Raw genomic sequence first — 15,008 nt, forward strand, 5'->3', positions numbered from 1 at the left:
CGCACATTCAGCCGCCCGCCCCGAGGACCTCACCCAGATCCTCGCCGACCTGGCCCTCGCCGACCGCCTCCCCTTCGTCGCCTCGCCCGAGCCCCTGCCGCCCCGCCGCGTCCTGCTGACCGGCGCCACCGGCTTCCTCGGCAGCCACATGCTGCTGGACCTGCTGCGGCACAGCGACGCCCACGTCTACTGCCTGGTCCGCGCCGCCGACGAGGAGACGGCCACGGCCCGGCTCGGCACAGCGCTCAAGAGCTACGCGTTGCCCTGGTCGGCAGAGGTCCGCCGCCGCATCACCGTGCTCCCCGGCGACATCCGCCACCCCCACCTGGGCCTGTCCGACGACCTCTGGAACACCCTCGCCCACGAGCTGGACAGCGTCGTCGGGGTCGCGGCCGCGGTGGACTTCCTGCGCGGCTACCAGTCCCTGCGCACCAGCAACGTCCTCGGCGCCCTCACCCTGGCCGAACTGGCGGCGACCGGCCGCCCCAAGCCGCTGCACCACATCTCGTCCATCGCCGTCTTCAACGAGGTCGGCATCCCCTCCATGGGCGAGGACGACCCGCTCGCCCACGTCGACCGGCTGATCGCCGGCTACGACCAGACCAAGTGGGCCGCGGAGGTCGCCCTGCGCCGCGCCCGCGACCACGGTCTGGTGGTGACCGCCCTGCGGCCGGGCGGCATCGGCGGTCACACCAGGACGGGCGCCTACAACCCCCAGGACCTGAGCAGCGGCCTCATCTCGGCCTTCGGCCGCTTCCGCACCGTCCCCGCGTTCCGCTACCTCAACGCCGCCCCGGTCGACTGGGTCAGCCGCGTCGCGGTCGCCGCCGTCTGCGAACCCGACGCCTGGGGTTTCGACTACAACCTCACCGGCGTTCCCAACACGCTCGACGACGTCGTGGGGGACATGGCCCTCGGCGGCGTGCACGTCCGCGTCCACGACTGGGACGAGTGGCGTACCGACGCCCTTTCCCGCCTCCAGGCGGACCCGATCCCCGAACTGGCCTTCCTCGCCCGCGTGTTGCAGAGCCCCACCGCCCTGAAACTGTGCGAGGCGACCCTGAAGGGCCCGGCCGCCACGGCCGACCGCACCACCGCACTCGTCGACGCCCTCGGCCTGCCGCCCGCCGCCCGCTACGACGCCCGGGCCCAGCTGCGGACCTTCGAACGCCTCGCCCGCGACGGCCTCGCCCGCCTCCCGCAGCAGGACGACCAGCCCTACCTGTGGTTCTCCGAGACCACCGAGGGCAGCGTCGGTCCCGTCGGAGCCACCCCCGACACACCCTGCGCCATGTCCCTCACCCTCTCCATCGCGAGCATGCACCAGCTGGTGACGGAACGCCGCGTCGACGTCCGCGGCGAGGTCACCTGCCCGGCCCTGCACCCCGAGCCGCTTACCGTGGCACGCGGTGACATCTGGATCCGCCCCGAGGAGGGCATCCCGCACCGGCACGGCCTGCGCCACCAACTGCTGCGCTACCGGCTGGAGTTGACGGACACCGAAGGCGGCCGCTGGTGGCTGGAGGGCCACAAGTACGCCCGTGCCCGCCGCGACGTCTGGCGGCAGACCCGCGCCCTCACCGTGGAGCTCGGCCGCGAGGGCGGACCGGCGAGCCTGGCGGGCGAGGTCGTCGTCCCCGCGGATTCCTACGTACGCGACCAGATCGACGGCATCAAGGTCGACCCGCGCCTGACCAGCCAGGAGAAGCGCGCCGCCAAGCTGACCTGGCTCGCCTGGTTCGGCCTGGAGATGGGTCGCGGCCTGCTCGGACCCTTCGCCCGCGCCGCCGCGGACCTGCTCGACCTGCGCCGCACCCAGACCCCCACGGAGCAGCACCGATGATCTTCCGGACGACGAACACCAGAACCCCCCGGCCGGCACTGCGCAAGGTCAGAACCACCCCGACCCCGCGCCCCCTCCGCCACCGCCTCGACCCCGCGAGGGTCGAGGAGATCCCGTTCCGCACCACCGACGGCGTACGCCTCGGCCTGACCCGCATCGACACCGGCGACCGCGCCCCCGCCCACGACCGCCCCGCCGTCCTGCTCCTGCACGGACACACCGCCTCGGCCGACATGTTCCTGCTGCCCGAGACCCGCAACCTGGTCGACTCCCTCCTGGACGAGGGCTACGAGCCCTGGCTCCTCGACTGGCGGGGCAGCTGCCGCCTGCCGTACAACGAGACGGGCCGCCGCTACACCTACGACGACGTCGCCCTCTACGACATCCCGGAGGCCGTCGCCCACATCCGCACCCGCATCGGCGACCGGCCGCTCTTCGCCGTCGCCCACTGCATCGGCTCCCTCACCCTCTCCCTGAGCATGACGGCCGGCCTGGTGCCCGGCCTCGCGGGTGTGGTGTCCCAGGGGGTGTTCCTCACCCCGAAGCTCGCGGGGCGCACCTCCCTGCGGATGTCCCTGGCCGGCGAACTGCTGAAGTCCCGTATCGACCACATCCCCGTCGACTTCCGCAAGGTCGGCCTCTGGTCGAAGTACACCCCGCTGTTCGCCCTGGCCTCCCGCAAGGCCACCTGCCCGGACCCCACCTGCCAGATCCTGCACAACTCGGCCTGGGGTACCGGCGCCTCGCTCTTCGTCCACGAGCATCTGACCGAGACGACACACGACCGGCTCGCCGAACTCCTCGGCCCCGCCCCGCTGTGGATCCTGCCGCACCTGCGCCGCATCGAACTGGCCCGCACCGTCGTCCGCTGGCACGACACCGACCACCGCTACCGGACCCTCCCGCAGAACGCCCTGGACGCGGCGGCCCGCATCGACGCCCCCGTCCTGCTCCTGGCCGGCAGCGAGAACGGCCTGTGGCTCGACTCCCAGCGGCTCTGCCGCGACGTCCTCGCCCACCGCCAACCACAACTGGACGTCACGTACACCGAGATCCCCGGCTACGGCCACCTGGACACGTTCCTGGGCAGGGGAGCGGCCCTCGACGTGTTCGGGCACATCCTCGGCTTCCTGGGGGAACGCCGGTGACGGCACCCCGCGCGGCCGGTTACCGTACCGGGCAGTAACCAGAGATCGCACTCCAGGAGGCCACCCATGCCGCAGCTCGCAGTCGACGCCGCGACGCTGACGTACGACGACGAGGGCCCCCGCGACGGCGGGGGTGTGCCCCTGGTGTTCGTCCACGGCTGGACGGCGAACCGGCACCGCTGGGACCACCAGGTGGCCCACTTCGCCGAGAAGCGGCGCGTCGTCCGGCTGGATCTGCGCGGCCACGGGGAGAGCAGCGGGGCGGGAGCACGCCGGGTCGACGATCTGGCCCAGGACGTCCTCGCCCTCCTCGATCACCTCGGGATCGAGCGGTTCGTGATCATCGGCCACTCCATGGGCGGGATGATCGCCCAGACCATCACCCTCGCGCACCCGGAACGCGTCGAGCGCATGGTGCTGGTGAACTCCATCGGCAGGATGGCCTACAGCCGGGGTCGCGCCCTGCTGATGGCCGCCTCGACCCTCGCCCCCTTCAAGCTGTTCGTCGCCGCCAACATCCAGCGCGCCTTCGCCCCCGGCTACCCGCGCGAGGAGATCCGCGAGTACATCCGTGCCTCCGCCGACACTCCCCGCGAGGTCGTCATGACGCTCTACGGCGCCATGCGCGCCTTCGACGTGCTGGACAGGGCCGGCGAGATACGGACGCCCACCCTGATGGTGCACGGCTACCACGACATCCAGCTGCCCCTCGCCCAGATGCTGCGGATGGCCAAGGCGTACCCGGACGCGTTGATCCGTGTCCTGGACGCCGGTCACGAACTGCCGGTGGAGAAGCCGGCCGAACTGACGGCGGCACTCGACCGGTTCCTCTGTGACTGCTGTTGACGGCGGAGGGCGGTGCTCCTAGGGTCTGCCGCGAAATTCGGAAATCACTCCGAAACTTTCGGCAGGCTCACGAGATGGTGACCCCCCACTTCCATCGACCCGCCTCCCGAGCGCCGGCGGCCCCGGCCCCGGCGCTCACGCACCCGCACCGCACTGACCCTCGGCATGGCGGGCCTGCTCGCCACGGCCGCTGTCACCGCCCTCGCGGGCACCGCCCAGGCCGCGAGCACCCTCGGCGCGGCGGCCGCCGAGAAGGGCCGCTACTTCGGCGCCGCGGTCGCGGCGAACCACCTGGGCGAAGCCCCGTACGTCTCGACGCTCAACACCGAGTTCAACTCGGTGAGCCGGAGAACGAGATGAAGTGGGACGCCACCGAGCGCACCCGCGCAGCCTTCACCTTCGGCTCCGCCGACCAGGTCGTGAACCACGCCCAGAGCAGGGGCATGAAGGTCCGCGGGCACACCCTGGTCTGGCACTCCCGGCTGCCCAGCTGGGTCGCCGGACTCGGGGCCGCCGACCTAGCCTCGTTGACGACGTCCCAGGAATGGATCTTGCCCTTGTAGTGCTGCACGACCTGGGTGATGTGGTTGTTCATCGCCGATCTGCCTGCCTGGCGGTCTCACGCTGCACCGGCATCACCGTCTGGGGCGTCACCGACAAGTACTCCTGGCGCGCGAGCGGAACACCCCTGCTGTTCGACGGCAACGACAACAAGAAGCCGGCCTGCAACGCGGTCCTGACCGCACTCGGCGGCTCCTCATCCGGTGGCGGCACACCCGGCGCCGCCTGTACGGCGACCTACAGCAAGGCCGAGGAGTGGAGTGACCGCTTCAACGGCAAGGTCACCATCACCGCGGGGAGTTCGGCGATCGGCAACTGGACCGCGACCGTCACGGTGACGGCCCCGCAGAAGGTCTCCGCGACCTGGAACGGCACCCCCAGCTGGGACAGCAGCGGCAACGTCATGACGATGAGGCCGAACGGCAACGGCAGCCTGGCCGCCGGAGCGTCGACGAGTTTCGGCTTCACGGTCATGAAGAACGGCACCAGCACGGCCCCGGCGATCGGCTCCTGCACGGCATCCTGATCGGCCCCGCACCGGCCCCGAACGGTGTCCGGCGCGGCGCTCATACCGCCCCGCGCCGGACACACCCGCCGCTCAGCCGACCCGCAGGGTCTTCTTGGCCAGTTCGTACGCCGGCAGCATCGCCCGGTGCTCGTCGGTGTCCATCCCGCCGAGGTGTATGACGACCGGACCCTCCTCGGTGGAGACCGCCAGGGCGGTCTCCTCCTTCGTCTCCTCCAGGAGTTCGCTCGTGACGAGGTACTCGACCTCGGCCCCGGCGAGGCCGCCCGCCTCGAACTCGCTGTACTTCGCCTTGCTCACGCCGTTTTCGTCCGCCAGGAAGGCCTCCAGTACGGTGCGCGCGTCGTCGGCACCCGGTTCGCCCGTCCAGATGCGCAGGAAGCCGATGTTCCCCGCCGGCTTGGCGTCGACCTCGCAGGCCGCCGTGACCGGGCCCTGGTGCATGAGGGCGTCGGCGATCTCCTGGGCCAGCTCGTCGTCCTCGGCGTCGGCGGAGCCGTCACCGCCGCCGGCCGACTCGTCCTTCTCCGTCCCGGCGTCGACGGCCTCCGCCTCCCAGTACTGGGCGATGTCGAAGGTGACCGGGAGCTCGCAGGCCGATCCGGCCGCGCCGATGGTGCCCCCGCTCCTCACCGCCGTATCGCTGTCACTCGCCGCCTCGGCCGACGCCGTAGCGCTCGCCGATGTCTTCGTGTCGTCCTCGGCCGCACCCGAGCAGCCCGTCAGCACCCCGGCCAGCAAGGCCACCTGGGCCAGCCGACGACGATGTGCCTGTCTTGCCCCCACCAGCATCGTGCTCTCTCCCCACCCGATCCCGCCTGCGGATCCCGTTTCAGGCGGCATACAGTATCCGAGCCCACCGGCAAGGCGGAGCCCGGACCACCGGCCGAACGGATTTGGGCCTGCGGCATCATGAGGCGATGACCTCGCTGAGCTTCGACCGCTACTGCGACGAGATCGTCTCCCAGACCGAGCGGCTGATCTCCCACGTGCGCGGCGCGGACATGACCGCCCCGGTGCTCTCCTGCCCCGGCTGGAACCTCGGCCAGCTGCTGCGGCATGTGGGCGGCGACCACCGGTGGGCGGAGGAGATCGTGCGCACCGGCGCCACCGGCCCGCTCCCCGACGACGGGGTCAACGACCTCTCCGCCTACACCCACGAGGACGCGACCGTCCTGATCCCGTGGCTCACCGAGGGTGCGGCACGGCTCGGTGCCGCCCTCCGCGCCGCGGGACCCGACGCCCTGGCGTGGAACCCCTCCGCGGACGGTTCGGCGCCGGTGGTGTTCTGGGCGCGGCGCATGACCTACGAGACGGTCGTGCACCGGGCCGACGCGGCGCGGGCCGCCGGAGCCGGGTTCGCTCTCGACAAGGACCTCGCCGTCGACGCGGTGGAGGAGTGGCTGGAGTACTCCACCTTCCCCGAGGCCTTCGAGCCCGGCACGGACCTGCCCGACCTGCTCGGCCCCGACCGCACCCTCTACTTCGACGCAACGGACGCCGGGGAGTGGGTCGTCGACCTCACCGGCGAACGGCCCGTCTGGCGCCCGGGGTCCGACGGGGCCACCGGGACGGCACGCGGCCCGGTGACCGACCTCCTCCTGTACTTCTACCAGCGGCCCGCGCCCGGCATCGAGACCAAGGGCGACACGGCACTTCTCGACCTCTGGAGGACCCGCTCCGGATTCTGGCTGGAGGCGCCGGAGGAGTGACCTATGCGGCGGCGCGGGGGACCACCTTGATGTTGAACGTGTGGGCGCCCAGGCCGCCGGCGATCCCCATGAAGAGCAGAGCGAAGTGCTCCTGCCCGCGCGCGGTGGTGATGCCCCCGATGTCCAGCTGCGACGACGGGGGCCAGCCCAGGTCGGTGAGCAGCCGGCCGGTGGTGCGCTTGGCCTCGGCGTCGTCGCCCGAGAGGAAGACGGTGCTCGGACCTTCCAGACCGTCGGGGGCGGTCATCGCCGTCGAGTCCATCGTGCACAGCGTCTTGACGACGGGGGTCAGGGGGAAGGCCTCCTGGATCTGTTCTCCCAGGCTGCTGTTGGGGTGCGAGAGCTCGGTGTAGTCATCGGTGAGGCCGACTCCGACGTCGATGAGCACCTTGCCGGCCAGGGCTGGTGCCCCGATGGAGCGCAGCAGTTCCACGGACACGTTCCCCGGGGTCGCGTTCACGAGCACCTCCGCGTGTGCCGTCGCCCCGCTCAAGTCCGCCACGGGGAGGCCGAGATCCGTCCGTTCCTTCGGTTCACGGGAACCGAGCAGGGTGTCGTGCCCTGCGGCTCGCCAGCCCTGGGCGAGTGCTCGTGCGACGTTGCCGGTGCCAAGCAGTCCTATACGCATGGTTCGACGCTAGGCGGGGCGACGGGTCCGGCGAATCGGGCCGCGGGTCCAGGAGGTACGGCACCAAGGTCGTAGTCCTGTGGTCCCGGCCGCCCGGCGGGTTTGCCGAACCGGCAAGGTCGTTTGTCACTCCTCGGGGCGTCCCGCAGGCTTCTTCAGTGTGAACGCGACCACACCTGCGCACCGGGAGATGCCATGACCGAGACCCCCGCTCTGAAGGCCGCCGAGTTCTGGGAGGGCCGCTACCGGGACGGCGACCGTCTGTGGAGCGGTCGCCCCAACGCGCTCCTCGTCCGCGAGGCCGCCGAGCTCGCGCCGGGCACCGCACTCGACCTCGGGTGCGGTGAAGGAGGCGACGTGGTGTGGCTCGCCGCACGCGGCTGGCGGGTCACCGGCGTCGACATCTCGCACACGGCGCTGGAGCGTGCCGCCGGGCATGCCGCCGAGGCGGGCCTGAGCGACCGTACGGCCTGGGAACGGCACGTGCTGGGAGAGACGTTCCCCGAGGGGTCGTTCGACCTCGTCAACGTCCAGTTCCTGCAGTCGCCGGTGGCACTCGACCAGCGGCGGATCCTGCGCCAGGCCGCCGAGGCCGTCGCGGCCGGCGGCACGCTGTTGATCGTCATGCACGCCGGTTGGCCGTCCTGGCAGAGCGAGCCGCCCTTCGCGGCGGAGTTCCCGACGCTGGACAGCGTCCTGGACGAACTCGCGCTGCCCAAGGCCGACTGGACCGTGGAGACGCTGGAGACGGTGCGCAGCGTGAGCGTGTCACCCGAGGGTGTGGAGGGCTTCCGGGACGACAACGTGTGGCGCATCCGGCGCGGCGGCGACGCCTGACACACCCCGCGACCCGCTCCTGCGCCTACCTCTCACCCATCTGCGCCGACACCTCGCCCAGCACGTCGTGCACGGCGTCCAGCGCTGCCGCGCGATCGGCGGGCACCAGCCCGATACGGGTCCGCCGGTCCAGCAGGTCGGCCTCGTCCAGGGCGCCTTCGTGGCGTACGGCCCACAGCAGTTCGGCGCCGGTGACGGGATGCCCCGGCAGCACGGGTTCGGCCGACCGGGGATCGCGCGCGGCGAGCGCCTGGACGGCCGGTGCTTCCGTGCCGTAGCGCTGGACGAGGCGGCGCGGGGCCCGGAGGGAGCCGAGGGTGCCGGGTGACGCGGCGCCGACGAGGGGGAGGGCGGCGGTGGGGGAGGGGCCGGCGGTGACCCGGCGCGTGGCGACGGCCGCGTCGACGGCGTCCTCGGCCATGCGCCGGTAGGTGGTGAGCTTGCCGCCGACCACCGTGATCACGCCCTCGGACGAGGTGAGGACCGCGTGCCGCCGGGAGATGTCGGAGGTCCGACCGGCCTCGCCGGACCCTGCTGACCTGGTGTCGAGCAACGGGCGCAGGCCGGCGAACGCGCCTACGACGTCGGTGCGTTGGACGGGCGCGTCCAGGACCGAGCCGAGGACGTCGAGGAGGAAGCCGATGTCCGTCTCGGGTACGTCGGGAACATCGGGGATGTCACCCTCGACGGGCTCGTCGGTGAGCCCGACGTAGACCCGGCCGTCGCCCTGGGGCAGCACGAGGACGAAGCGGTTGGTCTCGCCGGGGACCGGCACGTGCAGCCCCGCGGGCAGGGGGCCGAGACGGTCGGAGCGCAGGACGAGGTGGGTGCCGCGGGACGGGCGGATCCGGATGCCGTCCACCAGGTCGCCCGCCCAGACGCCGGACGCGTTGATCACGACGCGGGCCCTGATCTCGCCCTCCTCGCCGGTGAGTTCGTCGCGTATCCGGGCGCCGGACGCGGTGAGTCGCAGTGCCCTGACCCGGGTCAGGATCCGTGCGCCGTGCGCGGCCGCGGTGCGGGCGATCGCGGTCACCAGGCGGGCGTCGTCCGTGAGCCGCCCGTCCCACGACAGCAGGCCGCCGCGCAGTCCGTGGGTGCGCAGGGCGGGGGCGAGGTGCCGGGTCTCCACCGCGGAGAGGCGGCGCGGGGCGGGCAGGGTGGCGCGGGCGGTGCGGGCCGCCAGGCGCAGGCCGTCGCCGGCCCGGAATCCGGCCCAGGCCAAGGCGGACTGACCGCGGGAGACCAGGGGCGTCAGGGGCAGGACGAAGGGCTGGGCCCGCACCAGGTGCGGTGCCGTGCGCTCCATCAGCACGCCGCGCTCGACCGCGCTCTCGTGGGCCACGTCGAGCTGGGCCGAGGCGAGATAGCGCAGCCCGCCGTGGATCAGCTTGCTGCTGAAGCGGGAGGTGCCGAAGGCCAGGTCGTGGGCGTCGACGGCGGCCACCGTCAGACCGCGGGCCGCGGCGTCCAGGGCGGCCCCGGCGCCCGTCGCGCCCAGCCCGACGACCAGGACGTCCACGACGGGACCGCCCACGGTCTCGGCGAGTTCGCGCGAGCGCCGGGCGGCGGACAGCGACGAACCGGGCACCGGCCCGGGAACCGATCCGGCGGCGGATCCGGGAACAGGGGCGGGAGGCGGAGGAGTGGCGGGACTCATGGCGTGAGGGTCCTTTCCAGGATGCTGCGCAGTTCCGCCAGGAAGGCCTCGCTGCTCAGGTCGGCGTCGTCCTCGTCGGTCATGGTCCGCAGGGACAGGGTGAAGGACTGGACGATCAGCAGCAGGGCCCGCGCCTGCCGTTCGACGTGACCGGCGCGCACCGACCCGTCGGCGTGGCCTTCGCGCACGGCATCGGCCAGCAGCGCGATGAGCGCCTCCTGGCTCGCGCCGCGGCGGTCGAGGACGTAGGGGAGCAGCAGCTCCGGGTCGACGTCGACGATCTTCCGGAAGAGCGGGTGGGCCCCGAATGCCTCCACTCCGGCCACCAGACCCTCGACGATCAGGCCGCGCGCGTTCGCCCCGGGCCGCCGCTCGGGCATGGCCCCGGTGGCGACGGCGACCCACTCCCGGGTCATCAGGTCCCCCACCAGGGAGCGCACGTCGGGCCACCGTCGGTAGAGCGTCATCCGGGAGACACCGGCGCGGCGGGCCACGTCGGTCAGCGTCGTACGGCGTACTCCGACGGCCAGGACGCAGTCGCGCACCGCGTCGAGCACCGCGTCGCCGTCCGAGTGGTTGTGACGAATAGGCGTCATGTGTCACAGTGTAACGCCTGCGAGGCCGTCCGGGACACGGCATCGCTCGAATCGACCGGTGAGGACAACAGCCATGGACATGCTGTGGAGCGGCTGGGGCGACCCGGCCAAGGCGGCGCCGCTGCCCGAGACCGTGACCGGGCTGCTGCGCGACCTGCTCGGCGTCAAGCCGCGCACCGCCGGGCCGGTCGCCCTGGAGGACATCGCCGTACCCGAGCCGCGGCTCGAACCCGCCGTACGCCAGGCCCTGTTCGCCGCGGTCGGCGGTGCGGAGCACGTCCGCACCGACGCGGAGACCCGCATCCGCCACACGCGCGGCAAGTCCACCCCCGACCTGCTGCGCATCCGTGAGGGCGAAGTCGACGACGTCCCCGCGGCCGTCGTGCTCCCCGCCGACCACGACGAGGTACTCGCCGTGCTGCGTGTCTGCGTCGAACACGGCCTGCCGGTGGTCCCGTTCGGCGGTGGCACCTCCGTCGTCGGCGGTCTCGCCCCCGGCCGGCCGAGTCGCTTCGTCGCGCTGGACCTGCGGCGCATGAACCAGTTGCTCGCCCTCGACCCGGTCTCGCGCACCGCCACCCTGGCGCCGGGGCTGCGCGCCCCCGAGGCCGAGGCGCTGCTGGCCGAACAGGGCTTCACCCTCGGCCACTTCCCCCAGTCCTACGAGTGGGCCACCATCGGCGGATTCGCCGCCACCCGCTCCAGCGGCCAGGCATCCGCCGGCTACGGCCGCTTCGACGAGATGGTGCTCGGCCTGACCCTCGCCACCCCCGAGGGCACCATCGACACGGGCCGCGCACCGCGCTCGGCAGCCGGACCCGACCTGCGCCAGCTCCTGCTCGGCTCGGAGGGGGCGTTCGGCGTCATCACATCCGTCACGGTCCGGATCCGGCCCGTCCCCCAGGCCCGTGTGTACGAGGGCTGGCGCTTCGCCTCCTTCGAGGAGGGTGCCGCGGCGCTGCGCCGCCTCGCCCAGGACGGCCCGCGCCCCACGGTGCTGCGGCTGTCCGACGAGACCGAGACCCTGATCGGCCTCGCCCAGCCCGACGCGATCGGCGCCGCCGACGCCGGGCAGCGGTCCGCGGCCGGATGCATGGCGATCACCGGCTACGAGGGCACGGACGAGGACACCTCGTACCGCAGGGAGCGGGCCGCGGCCGTCCTGCGCGAGTGCGGCGGAACCCCGCTGGGCGAGGAACCCGGACAGCGCTGGGCGCACGGCCGCTACTCGGCCCCCTACCTCCGGGACGCCCTGCTGGACGCGGGGGCGTTCGCCGAGACACTGGAGACGGCGACGTTCTGGTCCCGGGTCCCCGGACTGTACGCCTGCGTCCGCGACGCCCTCACCACCGCACTCACCGAGGCCGGCACCCCGCCCCTGATCATGTGCCACATCTCCCACGTCTACGAGAACGGAGCCTCGCTGTACTTCACCGTCGTCTCGGCCCAGGGCGACGACCCGGTGGCGCACTGGGAGAGGGCCAAGCACGCCGCCAACGAGGCGATCCTCGGCGCGGGCGGCACCATCACCCACCACCACGGAGTGGGCACCGACCACCGGGACTGGTACGTCCGCGAGGCGGGCCTCCTCGGAATCGACGCGCTGCGTGCGGTGAAGCGACGACTGGACCCGGCGGGCCTGCTCAACCCCGGTGTCCTCGTCCCCCTCGACTGAGCCCACGCCTCAGCCGGCCCGACCGCCGGCCACCCCTCCACCGGCCCACCCTCACCCCCAACCCCCCGCCCGCCTCCGGCAGCGCGCCCTCCCGTCGGCCCGAAAGGCACATCGATGCGACAGTTCACCGCCATCGTCAACCCCACGGCGGGGGGATCCGCCTCAGCTGCCGCACTGCTGAACGTGGCCCGGCCGCTGCGGGAGGCCGGGGCCGACCTGGAGACCGAGTACAGCCGCAGCCTGGAACACGCCCGGGAACTCGCCCGGGACGCCGCAGAGCGGGGCCGCGTGGTGCTCGCCGTCGGCGGGGACGGAATCGCCGGCGGCATCGGCGGCGCCCTCAGCGGCACGGACGCCCTGCTCGGCCTCGTGCCGGCCGGCCGGGGCAACGACTTCGCCAGAGCACTGAACCTGCCCACCGACCCGGCCGCACTCGCCCGGGTACTGCTCCACCACGAGCCCCGCAGGGTCGACACCATCGAAGTCGAATCGGCCGTCCATCACCGCACGGTGGTCCTCGGCAGTGTGTACGCCGGTGTCGACGCACTGGCCAACCGCCACGCCAACAACGCCACACTGCTGCGCGGCGCGGCCTCCTACTACGCGGGCGGACTGCGCGCCGTCACCACCTGGCGCGCCGCGCGCTACCGGGTCACCGTCGACGGCCAGGAACACCTGCACACCGGGTACACGGTCGTGGCCGCCAACTCCGGCTACTACGGTTCCGGTCGCCACATCGCCCCCGACGCCCGCGTGGACGACGGCCTGCTCGACGTCGTGATGATCCGAGAGGCGCCGCGCCGGCTGTTCTTCGCCCTGATGAACGACCTCAGGACGGGCGCCCACGTCCACCGCCCCCAGGTGCGGATCCTGCGCGGCAAGGAGATCCGCATCGCGGCCGACCGCGAGGTGCCCTACGGCGCGGACGGCGAGGTCGAGGCGACCCTCCCGGTCACGGCGAGAGTCCTGCCGGGAGCACTGCGCGTCCTGTGCTGAGCCCGAGTCACGGCGCTTCCCCGGCCGGGTCCGGTGACGGTTCACACCGGGTTCTCGGTGGCGGTTCACACCGGGTCCGGCGACCGCTCATCCACCGTCGACGGGCATCCGTGGCCGTGCCGCCCTGAGGTGCTCCGGGGCGGTGGTGCGGTCGGCCTCGGCCTGCACGAGCAGGGAGAGCAGTTCGGCCACCGTCAGTCCGGCTTCCGCGGGGTGACGCAGCACCCTGGCGGGGTCGATCCGGTAGGTGTTGGTGCGCCCCTCGCGAGTGTGCGACAGGTAGCCGTCCCGCTCCAGATCGGAAATGATCTTCTGGACGGCGCGCTCCGTGAGCCGACAGTGCGCGGCGATGTTCCTGATACGCACGTTCGGGTTGTCGGCGATGGCCGCGAGAACGCGGGCATGGTTGGTCACGAACGTCCATCCGGTGTGTGGCTCAGGCACTCCGTCCATGGACCAAGCCTACGACTGAGCGTTCACGTATACAAAAACACGCACGGCATTTCATGTATCTGTTGACGTGTTCGGCGGTTCGGGTTCACTCTGGTACCCAAGACGAGGGAGCGCATCTTAGGGAGAGGCGGTCATGCCGGAGTTCGCGTCCTCTGCACAGCCTCCGAACGGGGGCTCTGCCGATCGTGCGAACGCCGAAGGCGCACCAGGAGCGAGCCCGCTGTGGACGCTGGTCACCTCCGTCCGCCCGGACGGCGACAGGGTCGTGGTGGAGGTCTCCGGTGAACTCGACCTCGACGCCAGTGAGCGGTTTCGGAGCGTTCTGCGCGCGGCACTGAGCCGCTCGGTCCGTGGAATCGACCTGGATCTGGAGGGCGTCTCCTTCTGTGACTGTTCCGCCCTCAGCATCCTGCTCTACCTGCGCCATCAAGCCCTGGAGCAGTCCAAGACGGTCGCTGTCCACTCCACCAGTACGGTGGTCGACCGCCTGCTCACCCTGACCGGCACGCACGCACTGTTCGGCCACCCGGATCCGGACGGGGAAGCCATGGCAGACCGACACGCCCAGGACGCGGCCAAGCACCCGGAAGCCTCCGAGGACACCCATCACGACCTGCGGACCGAGGTCGCCCAACTGCGCCGGGCCATGCAGACCCGGCCGACCATCGATCTGGCCCGCGGCATTCTCATGGCCTCCTTCAGCCTGAGCTCCGAGGAGGCCTGGACGGTTCTCGTCACGGCCTCCCAGAACACCAACACCAAACTGCACTCCCTGGCCGGGGACCTGGTCACCGCGGTCAAGGGCGACGCACTCTCCGACGAGTTGCAGGAACATCTGTCGGCCGCGGTCGCCCGGGTCAGCTCAGCCGCCCCCGAGTACTGAGCGCGGCAGCGGGGCCGAGGGCGACACCCCGAACGGCAGGGTTGCGTCGCGCGGCGGCACACCGGCAGGGTTCGGATGTGCCCACCTTGCTGATCGTCCATCACACGCCGTCGCCCAACTGCCAGGCCATGCTCGAAGCCGTCGTCTCCGGCGCGACGGCGCCCGAGATCGAGAACGTCGAGGTCGTGCGGCGGCCGGCCCTGTCGGCCACGGCCTCCGACGTGCTGGCCGCCGACGGTTACCTCCTCGGCGCTCCGGCGAACCTCGGCTACATCTCCGGCGCCCTCAAGCACTTCTTCGACCAGGTCTACTACCCGTGCCTGGACGCGACACAAGGCCGGCCCTTCGGCTACTACGTGCACGGCGGCAGCGATGTCACCGGGGCGGTAAGGGCGATCGAGTCGATCACCACGGGCCTCGGCTGGCGGCGCGCGGCGCATGCGGTGACCGTCACGGGCGAGCCCGCGAAGACCGACACCGAGGCCTGCTGGGAGCTGGGGGCGACGCTCGCCGCCGGCCTGATGGACTGACCCGGACCACAACACCCCGCATCAACCAGGGTGTTTACCCTCCCTGTGAGAAATTTCTGTGAATCCGTGAGGTGTTTGAACACGACGCGGCCCGTCTCCGTATAGGGCCAGGGG

The 15,008-nt window shown here is 72.1% G+C and carries 17 protein-coding genes and 1 pseudogene; 12 read left to right on the forward strand and 6 right to left on the reverse strand.

Annotated features, from left to right (window positions below):
• The 5 genes from ADK36_RS36205 to ADK36_RS51670 form a co-directional block, all read left to right on the forward strand.
• Nucleotides 1-1,843, forward strand: a 1,843-nt coding sequence (locus tag ADK36_RS36205) for a thioester reductase domain-containing protein (RefSeq protein WP_053200605.1), incomplete at its 5' end; no start/stop codon positions are given.
• Entirely contained in the window at nucleotides 1,840-2,991 is a 1,152-nt protein-coding gene (locus tag ADK36_RS36210) for an alpha/beta hydrolase (protein WP_053200606.1), read from the forward strand. The genes ADK36_RS36205 and ADK36_RS36210, both read left to right, overlap by 4 nt.
• Before the next feature lie 66 nt (nucleotides 2,992-3,057).
• Nucleotides 3,058-3,837 carry an alpha/beta fold hydrolase gene (locus ADK36_RS36215; RefSeq protein ID WP_048583794.1) on the forward strand — a complete coding sequence of 260 codons (780 nt, stop codon included), beginning with the start codon at nucleotides 3,058-3,060 and terminating at the stop codon, nucleotides 3,835-3,837.
• 165 nt (nucleotides 3,838-4,002) lie between these two features.
• Entirely contained in the window at nucleotides 4,003-4,197 is a 195-nt protein-coding gene (locus ADK36_RS49210; protein WP_048583793.1) for a hypothetical protein, read from the forward strand.
• Nucleotides 4,194-4,400, forward strand: coding sequence for an endo-1,4-beta-xylanase (locus ADK36_RS51670; protein WP_048583792.1), 207 nt, complete (start codon nucleotides 4,194-4,196; stop codon nucleotides 4,398-4,400). The genes ADK36_RS49210 and ADK36_RS51670 overlap by 4 nt, the downstream gene beginning before the upstream one ends.
• Here ADK36_RS51670 and ADK36_RS51675 read toward each other — a convergent pair.
• A pseudogene (locus tag ADK36_RS51675) lies at nucleotides 4,388-4,432 on the reverse strand (hypothetical protein); the annotation flags it as partial. The gene ADK36_RS51670 and the pseudogene ADK36_RS51675 overlap by 13 nt on opposite strands.
• Between ADK36_RS51675 and ADK36_RS50710 the strand changes: the two are divergent.
• On the forward strand, nucleotides 4,421-4,924 hold the full coding sequence (locus ADK36_RS50710; RefSeq protein WP_234330019.1) for an endo-1,4-beta-xylanase: 504 nt from the start codon (nucleotides 4,421-4,423) through the stop codon (nucleotides 4,922-4,924). The pseudogene ADK36_RS51675 and the gene ADK36_RS50710 overlap by 12 nt on opposite strands.
• Before the next feature lie 72 nt (nucleotides 4,925-4,996).
• Here ADK36_RS50710 and ADK36_RS36235 read toward each other — a convergent pair whose 3' ends face one another.
• Nucleotides 4,997-5,716: a lipoprotein gene (locus tag ADK36_RS36235; protein WP_048583790.1), complete on the reverse strand. Its 720-nt coding sequence runs from the start codon at nucleotides 5,714-5,716 to the stop codon at nucleotides 4,997-4,999.
• Nucleotides 5,717-5,844: 128 nt separating this feature from the next.
• Here ADK36_RS36235 and ADK36_RS36240 point away from each other — a divergent pair, with 128 nt between their 5' ends.
• Nucleotides 5,845-6,636, forward strand: coding sequence for a maleylpyruvate isomerase family mycothiol-dependent enzyme (locus tag ADK36_RS36240; protein ID WP_053200610.1), 792 nt, complete (start codon nucleotides 5,845-5,847; stop codon nucleotides 6,634-6,636).
• Between the two features lies 1 nt (nucleotide 6,637).
• Here ADK36_RS36240 and ADK36_RS36245 read toward each other — a convergent pair whose 3' ends face one another.
• Nucleotides 6,638-7,264, reverse strand: coding sequence for an NADPH-dependent F420 reductase (locus ADK36_RS36245; protein WP_048583788.1), 627 nt, complete (start codon nucleotides 7,262-7,264; stop codon nucleotides 6,638-6,640).
• A 195-nt stretch (nucleotides 7,265-7,459) separates the two neighbouring features.
• Between ADK36_RS36245 and ADK36_RS36250 the strand changes: the two genes are divergently transcribed.
• Entirely contained in the window at nucleotides 7,460-8,101 is a 642-nt protein-coding gene (locus ADK36_RS36250) for a class I SAM-dependent methyltransferase (protein ID WP_048583787.1), read from the forward strand.
• A 25-nt stretch (nucleotides 8,102-8,126) separates the two neighbouring features.
• On the opposite strand, the gene ADK36_RS36255 is transcribed toward ADK36_RS36250, so the two are convergent.
• Both ADK36_RS36255 and ADK36_RS36260 read right to left on the reverse strand, forming a co-directional pair.
• On the reverse strand, nucleotides 8,127-9,761 hold the full coding sequence (locus ADK36_RS36255; protein WP_234330014.1) for a glycerol-3-phosphate dehydrogenase/oxidase: 1,635 nt from the start codon (nucleotides 9,759-9,761) through the stop codon (nucleotides 8,127-8,129).
• On the reverse strand, nucleotides 9,758-10,357 hold the full coding sequence (locus tag ADK36_RS36260) for a TetR/AcrR family transcriptional regulator (protein WP_048583785.1): 600 nt from the start codon (nucleotides 10,355-10,357) through the stop codon (nucleotides 9,758-9,760). Before ADK36_RS36260 ends, ADK36_RS36255 begins: the two co-directional genes overlap by 4 nt.
• Before the next feature lie 73 nt (nucleotides 10,358-10,430).
• Here ADK36_RS36260 and ADK36_RS36265 point away from each other — a divergent pair, with 73 nt between their 5' ends.
• Together ADK36_RS36265 and ADK36_RS36270 are read left to right on the forward strand one after the other, a co-directional pair.
• Entirely contained in the window at nucleotides 10,431-12,032 is a 1,602-nt protein-coding gene (locus tag ADK36_RS36265; RefSeq protein ID WP_053200615.1) for an FAD-binding oxidoreductase, read from the forward strand.
• Between the two features lie 114 nt (nucleotides 12,033-12,146).
• The gene (locus ADK36_RS36270; protein ID WP_048582654.1) at nucleotides 12,147-13,028 is read left to right on the forward strand and encodes a YegS/Rv2252/BmrU family lipid kinase; all 882 of its coding nucleotides are present in this window, start codon (nucleotides 12,147-12,149) and stop codon (nucleotides 13,026-13,028) included.
• Nucleotides 13,029-13,115: 87 nt separating this feature from the next.
• On the opposite strand, the gene ADK36_RS36275 is transcribed toward ADK36_RS36270, so the two are convergent.
• Complete coding sequence (locus ADK36_RS36275; RefSeq protein ID WP_048582655.1) at nucleotides 13,116-13,481, reverse strand: helix-turn-helix transcriptional regulator; 366 nt, start codon at nucleotides 13,479-13,481, stop codon at nucleotides 13,116-13,118.
• A 133-nt stretch (nucleotides 13,482-13,614) separates the two neighbouring features.
• On the opposite strand from ADK36_RS36275, the gene ADK36_RS36280 reads away from it, so the two are divergent.
• The gene (locus ADK36_RS36280; protein ID WP_078942609.1) at nucleotides 13,615-14,364 is read left to right on the forward strand and encodes an anti-sigma factor antagonist; all 750 of its coding nucleotides are present in this window, start codon (nucleotides 13,615-13,617) and stop codon (nucleotides 14,362-14,364) included.
• A 77-nt stretch (nucleotides 14,365-14,441) separates the two neighbouring features.
• On the forward strand, nucleotides 14,442-14,894 hold the full coding sequence (locus ADK36_RS36285) for a flavodoxin family protein (protein ID WP_053200617.1): 453 nt from the start codon (nucleotides 14,442-14,444) through the stop codon (nucleotides 14,892-14,894).
• Nucleotides 14,895-15,008: the final 114 nt, after the last annotated feature.

It is taken from the genome of Streptomyces viridochromogenes (assembly GCF_001270495.1).
Taxonomy (GTDB): domain Bacteria; phylum Actinomycetota; class Actinomycetes; order Streptomycetales; family Streptomycetaceae; genus Streptomyces; species Streptomyces viridochromogenes_A.